Source organism: Pedococcus sp. NPDC057267 (genome assembly GCF_042668795.1).
Lineage (GTDB): Bacteria > Actinomycetota > Actinomycetes > Actinomycetales > Dermatophilaceae > Pedococcus.
Map to the genome: position 1 here is coordinate 1 of NZ_JBHUYG010000134.1, position 9,344 is coordinate 9,344.

Below are 9,344 nucleotides of genomic sequence, written 5' to 3' on the forward strand. Positions count from 1 at the left end.
CATCGCTGCTCCCGCGCGCCGCGGCTCCCGCGGGACGGGTGCCGCCTATCCTGAGGTCATGGAGCGCGGTGCCCACCGGACGGTTCGGGCCACCCTGGCACTGGCCGTCGTCGCAGCCGCCGCCGCGTGCTCTGGCGGCTGTTCAGGGACCGGATGCGGAGCGCCCACGACCACGCCGCGCACGACGACCACCACCACGACCACGACGCCGCCGCCCGGGCCGACGCCGCTCGTCGGCGGCCCGGTCCTCGCCGTCAAGATCGACAACACGCCCCGGGCCCGGCCTCGTATCGGCCTCGACCAGGCGGACGTCGTCTACGTCGAGCCCGTGGAGGGTGGGCTGACCCGGCTGCTCGTCATCTTCAGCCGGCACCAGGCGCCTCAGGTCGGACCCGTGCGCAGCGCGCGGGAGTCGGACGTCACGCTGCTCGCCAACTACGGCCGGGTCGCGCTCGCCTTCTCCGGCTCCTCGTCCTACACCGCCGGCGTCCTCGCCCGCGGGACCCAGGTCAACCTCAGCTTCGACCAGTCCTCGCTCGGCTTCCGGCGCGACCACAGCCGTCCCGCCCCCTACAACGTGATCGGTGACCCCAAGGTGCTGCTCGCCCGGGCAGGGGGCAGCGTCAGGCCGGGGGACATCGGGTTCCGGTACGGCCCCGCCATCGCCGGCGGGGCGGCAGCCACCACCGTGACCGCCAGCTGGCCCTCGGCGACGGAGACCCTCACCTGGAACGCCGTCCGCAAGGAGTACCTCGTCACCACCGACGGCCGGCCCGACGTCAGCCCCTCGGGGCGCCAGTACGGCGCCTCCACGGTGGTCGTGCAGTTCGTCGTGACCAAGGACTCGCCCAACCTGGACGTCAACGGGCGACCGACGCCCGTCGAGCAGCTCGTGGGGTCGGGCCGGGCGGTCGTGCTACGTGGCGGCCAGGTCTTCCAGGGGGAGTGGTCGCGTGCAGCTGCCACAGCCCCCACGACCTTCAAGGCCAACGGCGAGGTGGTGACCTTCGCCCCGGAGGGCACCGTGTGGGTGCTGCTCGTACCGGTCGGCCGGCCGGTCACGGTCCGGTGACCCGGGCGCCGCGGCCGGTCGCGGTGAGATTGGTCCCACTCGCCGCACCCGGCAGCACCACCACCCACGCACGGGACTAGTCTCGGGCGCGAACCACACCCTTCCCCAGACGAGGACGTCAGACGTGGATCTGTTCGAGTACCAGGCCCGAGACATGTTCGAGGCGCACGGTGTGCCCGTGCTCGCCGGCAAGACCGCCACCACCCCCGCCGAGGCCCGCGCCGCCGCGGAGGAGATCGGCCCGAAGTCCGGCGGCGTGACCGTCGTCAAGGCCCAGGTGAAGACCGGCGGCCGCGGCAAGGCCGGCGGCGTCAAGGTCGCCAAGACCGCCGACGAGGCCGAGCAGCACGCCCAGGCCATCCTCGGCATGGACATCAAGGGCCACACCGTCGGCACCGTGATGGTCGCGCAGGGCGCCCGGATCGCCGAGGAGTACTACTTCTCGATCCTGCTCGACCGCGCCAACCGCTCCTACCTCGCGATGTGCAGCAAGGAGGGCGGCATGGAGATCGAGCAGCTGGCGGTCGAGCGGCCCGAGGCCCTCGCGCGCATCGAGGTCGACCCCAACACCGGTGTCGACGAGGCCAAGGCCCGCGAGATCGTCGAGGCTGCCGGCTTCGACGCCGAGACCGGCGCCAAGGTCGTCCCGGTCCTGCAGCGGCTGTGGGAGGTCTACCGGGACGAGGACGCGACGCTGGTCGAGGTGAACCCCCTGGTCAAGACCGAGGACGGTGACATCATCGCCCTCGACGGCAAGGTCACCCTCGACGGCAACGCCGACTTCCGCCACCCGGACCACGCCGCCCTCGAGGACAAGGCCGCGGCCGACCCGCTGGAGGCCGCCGCCAAGGAGAAGGACCTCAACTACGTCAAGCTCGACGGCTCGGTCGGCATCATCGGCAACGGTGCCGGGCTGGTCATGTCCACGCTCGACGTCGTCGCCTACGCCGGTGAGGAGTTCCCCGGCTCGCCGAAGCCGGCCAACTTCCTCGACATCGGTGGCGGCGCCTCCGCGGAGGTCATGGCCAACGGCCTGCACATCATCCTCGGCGACGAGCAGGTGAAGTCGGTGTTCGTGAACGTCTTCGGCGGCATCACCGCCTGTGACGCGGTCGCGAACGGCATCGTCGGCGCCCTCAACGCGCTCGGCGACGAGGCGACCAAGCCGCTCGTCGTCCGCCTGGACGGCAACAACGTCGAGGAGGGCCGCCGGATCCTCGCCGAGGCGAACCACCCGCTGGTGACCATCGAAGCGACCATGGACGGCGCGGCCCGCAGGGCCGCCGAGCTGGCCTCGCAGGCCAACTGAGCAAGGGACAGAAGCGAAATGGCAATCTTTCTCGACGAGAACTCCAAGGTCATCGTCCAGGGCATGACCGGCTCCGAGGGCATGAAGCACACCCAGCGCATGCTCCGCTCCGGCACCGCGATCGTCGGTGGCGTGAACCCCCGCAAGGCCGGGACGACGGTCGACTTCGAGGACGGCGTGACCGTCCCGGTGTTCGGCACCGTCGCGGAGGCGATGAAGGAGACCGGCGCCAACGTGTCGGTCATCTTCGTGCCTCCGGCGTTCGCGAAGTCCGCCGTGGTCGAGGCGATCGACGCCGAGATGCCGCTGGCCGTCGTCATCACCGAGGGCATCGCGGTCAAGGACACCGCCGAGTTCTACGCCTACTCGCGTGAGAAGGGCACGACCCGCATCGTCGGCCCGAACTGCCCCGGCCTCATCAGCCCCGGCAAGTCCAACGCCGGCATCATCCCCGCCGACATCGCCGGCGCCGGGCGCATCGGCCTCGTCTCCAAGTCGGGCACCCTGACGTACCAGATGATGTACGAGCTCAAGGAGTTCGGCTTCTCCTCCGCGGTCGGCATCGGCGGCGACCCGATCATCGGGACCACCCACATCGACTGCCTCGAGGCCTTCGAGAAGGACCCGGAGACCGACGCCATCGTGATGATCGGCGAGATCGGCGGCGACGCGGAGGAGCGGGCCGCGGCATACATCAAGGAGCACGTGACCAAGCCGGTCGTCGGCTACGTCGCCGGCTTCACCGCCCCCGAGGGCAAGACGATGGGCCACGCCGGCGCCATCGTCTCCGGCTCGTCGGGCACCGCCGCCGCCAAGAAGGAGGCCCTCGAGGCCGCCGGCGTCAAGGTCGGCAAGACGCCCTCCGAGACCGCCGAGCTCATGCGCGAGATCATGCGCAACCTCTGACAGCGCGCCTGCAAAAACACGTTCTGCCGCAACGCGGTTCGCGAGGCCGTCACCCCGGGTTGGGTGGCGGCCTCGCGGCGTCCCCGCGGATGCCGGGTGGCTACTTCTGGCGGGCCAGGTTGAGGAGCCGTTCCAGCTCGGCGAAGCCCTGCGTCGGGTCCGCGACCCTGGTGAGGACGATCGTGGACACCGCTCCCGGGGTCTTCTGGGCGGTGACGCCGACCCACTCGGACAAGGTCGGGGTCCCGTCCGAGAAGACCGTGTCGAGCCGCCAGGTGCCCGCGGTCGGGCCCGGTGTCGACCGGATCGTCGCGTTGGGGACCGAGCACCCCGCCCCGAACAGCGTCCTCGCCTCGGCCAGCCGCGCATCGACGTAGGCCTGCTGGGTGTCCGCACCCGTGGAGTCGTCGAGCTGGACCCGCTGGCGGCCGACGTACCCGGAGGCGCTGGTGCCGACCCGGATCGAGACCACGCCCACCCGTCCACCGATGCCGGCCTGCTGCTGGTCCGTCTCGCACGAGGCCACCGCGGTCGAGCCCTCGAGGGCGCCTGGCCCTGCGTCGGTCGCGGACCCACCGGTGAGGGCGGCGGAGCTCCACTGCGAGGCGGCGACGAACAGCGACGACGGCGGCAGGGGGCCAGGGCCGACGACCGGCATCTGCTCGTCGATGGCCTTGGGCCCGGTGACGTCGGGGGCCGGCGTGGTGGTCGTGGTGGTCCCCGAGCCGTAGCGGGCCAGCCGCTCGGTGGCGATCTCGGCCAGCCGGGCCACCTGGGCCTGCGTGAAGCTCGACTCCGGTCGGTCGTTCTGGTTGACCTGCAGGACGGTGACGTCGTGCGGACCCGGCGCGACGACCCACCAGCCCGAACCGGCACCGCCCGCGGTGTACGAGAACAGGCGCGGCCACGTGCTCGCCGCGGACTTCTGGGTGACCCTGTAGGCGGGCTGGACCTGGCAGCCGGCGATGTCCTGGGCGATGCCAGCAGCCGCGGTCTGCACGTCCTGACCGGCGCCGATGCGGAACCGCGTGGCACCGCCCTGGAGCTCCGGGGCCCGGGTGACCTCCTCCTGCTGGACCTTGGTGCCGGGCTCGGACGACAGGCACTCGATGGGCCCGAACGGCTTCACCGGGGTCAGCCGCACCGTGCCGGTCAGCTGCAGCGCCGAGGTCCACTCCGTCAGCAGGGGCAGGGCGCCGGGCACGGCCAGGCTGTCGGTCGCCGTGGTCGTGGGGCTGGCGGAGGACGTCGTCGACGCCGTCCGGCCGCTCGAGGCAGGCGTGACCGGGGTCCGCGACGAGGAGGGGCCCCACACGGCATACCCGGCGGTGCCGGCGACGACCACGGCGACGGCGGCTGCGGCACTCAGCGCGAGAAACCGGTGGCGGCGACGCGCCCGCCCCCTCGCCCTGACGAACCGCACGTCCGGCAGCGGCACCGACTCGACGTCGGTGCGCAGGGTCGCCATGGCGCGGCGCACCAGGGCGTCGTCCGCCGCGGTCCACTCGTCGTGCTCAGCCATGGTCGGTCTCCTCGTGCCTCAGGGCCTGCGCGAGCAGTGCGCGGCCCCGGTGCAGGCGGGCCTTGACGGTGCCTGCGGGGGTGTTGGTCTCGTGGGCGATCTGGTCGATCGACAGGTCGCCGATGTAGTGCATGGCCACGGCCTCGCGGACCGGGTCGGGCAGCTCGCGCATCGCGGCCACGACGGCGACCCGGTCCTCGCTGGGTGGCCCCGTCGTGTCGTGCGCGCCGTGCCGCTCGTGCGCGCGGTCCTGGCTGGTGCGCTTGCGCCAGGCCGAGATCGCGATGCGCCGCGCGACCGTGCGGACCCAGGCGAGCGGGTCGTCGTGGTTGCGCACGGTCGACCACTGCTGCCAGGCCCGGGCGTACGCCTCCTGGGTGCTGTCCTGCGCGACGGTCAGGTCACCGGTGAACCCGTAGACGAGGTGCACGACGCGCCGTGAGGTGTCGCGGTAGAACGCGTCGAACTCGTCCTCGTCCGACCTCGGTCCCATCGACACCTCCCGGGCGCTGCCTCCTCGGGTCCCCAGTGCCATCACACCGCAGCAGACGCGGCTCGGCACGGACGGGTTGCGGCGCGTTCGGACTTTTCTCGACCTCCCTCGGCGTTGCTCGGCGGATCGGTGCCCCCGGTCGGCGACCATGGAGCGGTCATGACTGTCATGGAGCTGCTGCGCGGGGGAACGACGACCGGCCGTGGGGGTGTCGACCCCGCCGGGCTCCGTCGGGCGGCGCTCGCCGGAGCCGGTGCGGCAGCCGTCAGTGCCTGCGTCTTCGTCCTGCCTGCCCTGCTCGTCTGGGTGGCCGCGTCGCAGTCGACCGTGCCGTGGACCTCGGCGCTCGGCACCGGCGCGAGCCTGTGGCTGCTGGGCGGGGGAGCGCACCTGCGCATCGGTGCCGCCACGGTCACCGTGGTGCCGCTGCTCTTCCTGCTGCTGGCGGTGCTGGGGGCCACGTGGTCGGCGGGGCGCGCGACGTTCGAGGCCGCCCAGGACCGCGAACCGCGACCGCTGCGTGGCCTGGTCCACCAGCGCCTGGCCGCCGAGCTCGGGGCGTGGACCGGCGGGTATGCCGTGTGCGCTGCCCTGGGCTGGCTGGCGGCCGCGCTGGCCGGCCCGGAGCCCGTGCCCTGGACCGTGGCCCTCCCGGTCCTGGTGGTCCCGGTCCTCGCGGCCGCGTTGGCGCTGGTGCGGCACGTGCGACGGCGCCCGGAGCTGCTCGGTGAGGCGGTGCGCCGACCCGGCTGGCTGCCCGCGGCCGTCCCGAGGGGCCTGCGCGCGGGACTCGAGGGTGCGGCCGTCCTGGTCGGCAGCGGGATCGTCGTGTGCGTCGTGATGGTCGTGCTCCACTTCGACCGCGTGGTCCACCTGCAGTCCGAGCTGTCGCCGGGGGTCGTCGGCGGTGCGGTCCTCGTGCTCGCCCAGCTCGCCGTGCTGCCGAACCTGGCGCTCTGGGCGGTCTCGTTCCTCGCCGGGACCGGGTTCTCGGCCGTCGAGGGGGCGTCGGCCACGTGGACGGGCAGCCGCACGTCGGTGCTGCCCATGGTCCCCGTGCTCGGGGCCCTGCCTGAGCCGGGAGCCTTCCCCGGCGCCCTGCCGCTCCTGGTGCTCGTCCCGGTGTCCGCCGGTGCGTTCGTCGGCTGGCGGGCGCTGCGCAGCGTCTCGCGGCTGTCGACCCAGCGGACCAAGCTGGGCGTCGTCGCGGTCGCGGTCGTCGTCACGGCCGGCGCGGTCGGCCTGCTCGACGTGCTCGGCGGCTCGTCGCTGGGCGCGGCCCGGCTGTCCCGCATCGGCGCCCCCGCCGGGTCCATGACGCTGGCCCTGCTGGTCGAGGTCGCCCTAGGGTCGTTGGTCGCCCTCGGGTGGGACCGCTGGAAGCTCCGCCGCTGACGCGACCGACACCACGGCCGGGGGTGTGGCCACCGAGCACGAGGGCACGGCGTGGGGACTGCGGTGGGGTCGTGGTCGGCGGCGCTCGCTCAGCAGGGCGGCCGCTGCGGCGCCGAGGACGAGCAGTCCCACCGCGCACAGGAGGACTGCACGGAATCCCGCCGCGAACCGCCCCGGGTCGTCGTACACCTCGCCGGTGAGCCCTGCGAGGGCGGGCACCGCTGCCACGGCGAGCAGGCCGCCGGTCCGGGCGACGGCGTTGTTGACCCCGGACGCGAGTCCCGCGTGCTGGGCCGGTGCCGACGACAGCGCGGTGGCGGTGAGCGGCGCGACGAGGACCGAGAGCCCGAGCCCGAAGACGACCACGCCCGGCAGGACCGTCGTCACGTAGTCGGCGTGCCGCCCGATCCGCAGCATGAGCAGCAGCCCCAGGGCGCAGACGAGCGGCCCGGTGGTCAGCTGCAGGCGTGGACCGATGCGGTCGGCGAGGGCACCGGACCGGGCCGACAGCACGAGCATCAGGCCGGTCACCGGCAGGAGCGAGACCCCCGCGGCGACGGGTCCGTAGCCGGACACGACCTGCAGCTGGAGGACGAGGACGAGGAAGACCAGCGACAGGGCGCCGTAGACGATGAAGGTCACCACGTTCGTGGCGCTGAAGGCCCGCGAGGAGAAGATCGCGAACGGCAGCATGGGCGCGTCCGAGCGTCGCTCGACGACGACGAACCCGGCCGCCGCGACCAGGGCCAGCACCGCGCTCGCGGCGACCAGGGCCGGGCTGCCCCCGCCCCCGACGGCGATCAGCGCGTAGCTCGTGGCGGCCAGGGCGACGGCGCCCAGGACCGCACCGGGCACGTCGAGATGGCCTCCGGCGGTGTCGTCACGCGACTCCGGCACGTGCCGCAGGGTCGCCGCCACCACCACCGCCGCGACCGGGAGGTTGACGTAGAAGACCCAGTGCCACGACACCGCGTCGACCAGCCAGCCACCGAGGAACGGGCCCGCCGCGGTCGCCACACCGCCGAGGCCGGACCAGAGCCCGATGGCGCGGGCCCGGTCGGAGGGGGCGATGGTCGACTGGAGGATGGCCAGGCTGCCCGGGGTGAGCAGGGCACCGCCGATGCCCTGCAGCGCCCGCCCCGTGGTCAGCAGCGGCGCCGATCCGGCGGCTCCGCACAGCACGGAGGCCGCCGCGAACCACACGACCCCCACGAGGAAGATGCGTCGCCGGCCGAAGCGGTCTCCGAGCGAGCCGCCCACGAGGATGCAGGCAGCGAGCGTCAGCGCGTATGCCGTGACGACCCACTGCAGCGACGCGAACGAGGCGCCGAGCGACCTGCCGATGGCCGGCAGCGCGATGTTGACGACCGTGGCGTCGATGCCCACCACGCCCGACCCGAGCACGGTCGCGGCCACGATCCACCGGCCCTGCGCGGTGGCGAGCGGCACGGCCGGTCCACCGCCGGTGGTCGAGGCGGTCGCGGGAACCCCCGTCATGGACGCCGAGCCTACGTCGCCCCGTCCGCGCCCACGACCGCGAGACGCTGGGGCCCGCGCCTGGCGTGCGGGCCCGAGCGGGCCGTGTGAGGTTGGGGGCATGACGCGATTCGGGTACACCCTCATGACCGAGCAGTCCGGACCCCGCGAGCTGGTCGGGTACGCCACCGGCGCCGAGCAGGCGGGGTTCGACTTCGCGGTGAGCAGCGACCACTACTCGCCGTGGCTGACCGAGCAGGGGCACGCCCCGTACGCCTGGACCGTCCTGGGCGCCGTCGCGCAGGCTACCGAGCGGCTCGAGCTCATGACCTACGTGACCTGCCCGACCCTCCGGTACCACCCGGCCGTCGTCGCCCAGAAGGCCGCCACGCTGCAGCTGCTGTCCGAGGGGCGCTTCACCCTCGGACTCGGAAGCGGCGAGAACCTCAACGAGCACGTGGTCGGGGAGGGCTGGCCGTCGGTCGGCGTCCGCCAGGACATGCTCGAGGAGGCCATCCACATCATCCGCGAGCTGCACACCGGCGAGCTCGTGACGTGGGAGGGCGAGTACTTCCGCGTCGACTCCGCGCGCGTCTGGGACTGCCCGGAGGGTGGCGTGCCGATCGGTGTGGCCGTGTCGGGGGAGAAGTCCTACGGACGGTTCGGTCCGCTGGCCGACCACGTCATCGCCGTGCAGCCGGAGAAGGAGCTCATCGAGGGCTTCCTCGCGTCCCGCCCGGACTCCGGCTCGAAGCCGCGGGCCATCGGCCAGATCCCCATCTCCTGGGACCCGGACCGCGACACGGCGGTCAAGCGCGCCTACGAGCAGTTCCGCTGGTTCGGCGGCGGCTGGTCGGTCAACGCGGACCTGCCGACGCCGGCGGGATTCGCCGGGGCCTCGCAGTTCGTCCGGCCCGAGGACGTCGCGGACTCGATCCCGTGCGGCCCGGACCTCGACGGCATCGTCGAGGCGGTGAGCGCCTACTGGGAGGCCGGTTTCACCGACATCGCGCTGGTGCAGGTGGGTGACGAGGGGCAGCAGCGCTTCCTCGACGAGGCCGCCGAGCCGCTCCTGCAGAAGCTGCGGGACGCGTCCCCGTCCACCTGACGGAGGCTTGCTGATCGCCGGCGCCCGGACGCCTGGGCATCCGACCGTCCGGGTGCCCAGGCG

General features: G+C 73.3%; 8 protein-coding genes. 5 read left to right on the forward strand and 3 right to left on the reverse strand.

Going from position 1 to position 9,344, the window contains the following annotated elements; all coding sequences use genetic code 11:
* From ACFUC1_RS19230 to sucD, 3 genes are all read left to right on the forward strand, one after another.
* Positions 1-1,072 (forward strand): DUF3048 domain-containing protein (locus ACFUC1_RS19230; protein WP_379122684.1); only part of this gene is annotated, 1,072 nt, incomplete at its 5' end.
* A 124-nt stretch (positions 1,073-1,196) separates the two neighbouring features.
* A complete protein-coding gene (sucC, locus tag ACFUC1_RS19235; RefSeq protein WP_379122686.1) occupies positions 1,197-2,381 on the forward strand; it encodes an ADP-forming succinate--CoA ligase subunit beta in 1,185 nt (394 codons plus the stop codon).
* 18 nt (positions 2,382-2,399) lie between these two features.
* The gene (gene sucD / locus ACFUC1_RS19240; RefSeq protein WP_379122688.1) at positions 2,400-3,287 is read left to right on the forward strand and encodes a succinate--CoA ligase subunit alpha; all 888 of its coding nucleotides are present in this window, start codon (positions 2,400-2,402) and stop codon (positions 3,285-3,287) included.
* A gap of 100 nt (positions 3,288-3,387) precedes the next feature.
* On the opposite strand, the gene ACFUC1_RS19245 is transcribed toward sucD, so the two are convergent.
* Both ACFUC1_RS19245 and ACFUC1_RS19250 read right to left on the reverse strand, forming a co-directional pair.
* Entirely contained in the window at positions 3,388-4,809 is a 1,422-nt protein-coding gene (locus tag ACFUC1_RS19245; RefSeq protein WP_379122690.1) for a hypothetical protein, read from the reverse strand.
* Positions 4,802-5,302 (reverse strand): RNA polymerase sigma factor, encoded by a 501-nt coding sequence (locus tag ACFUC1_RS19250; RefSeq protein ID WP_379122692.1) that lies wholly within the window; start codon positions 5,300-5,302, stop codon positions 4,802-4,804. Before ACFUC1_RS19250 ends, ACFUC1_RS19245 begins: the two co-directional genes overlap by 8 nt.
* A 159-nt stretch (positions 5,303-5,461) precedes the next feature.
* On the opposite strand from ACFUC1_RS19250, the gene ACFUC1_RS19255 reads away from it, so the two are divergent.
* Positions 5,462-6,697, forward strand: coding sequence for a DUF6350 family protein (locus tag ACFUC1_RS19255; protein ID WP_379122694.1), 1,236 nt, complete (start codon positions 5,462-5,464; stop codon positions 6,695-6,697).
* Here the strand turns inward: ACFUC1_RS19255 and ACFUC1_RS19260 are convergent.
* Positions 6,647-8,194 carry an MFS transporter gene (locus tag ACFUC1_RS19260; protein WP_379122696.1) on the reverse strand — a complete coding sequence of 516 codons (1,548 nt, stop codon included), beginning with the start codon at positions 8,192-8,194 and terminating at the stop codon, positions 6,647-6,649. The two genes, ACFUC1_RS19255 and ACFUC1_RS19260, sit on opposite strands and share 51 nt — an antisense overlap.
* Before the next feature lie 100 nt (positions 8,195-8,294).
* Here ACFUC1_RS19260 and ACFUC1_RS19265 point away from each other — a divergent pair, with 100 nt between their 5' ends.
* Positions 8,295-9,281, forward strand: a complete 987-nt coding sequence (locus tag ACFUC1_RS19265; protein ID WP_379122698.1) for an LLM class F420-dependent oxidoreductase — start codon at positions 8,295-8,297, stop codon at positions 9,279-9,281.
* Positions 9,282-9,344: the final 63 nt, after the last annotated feature.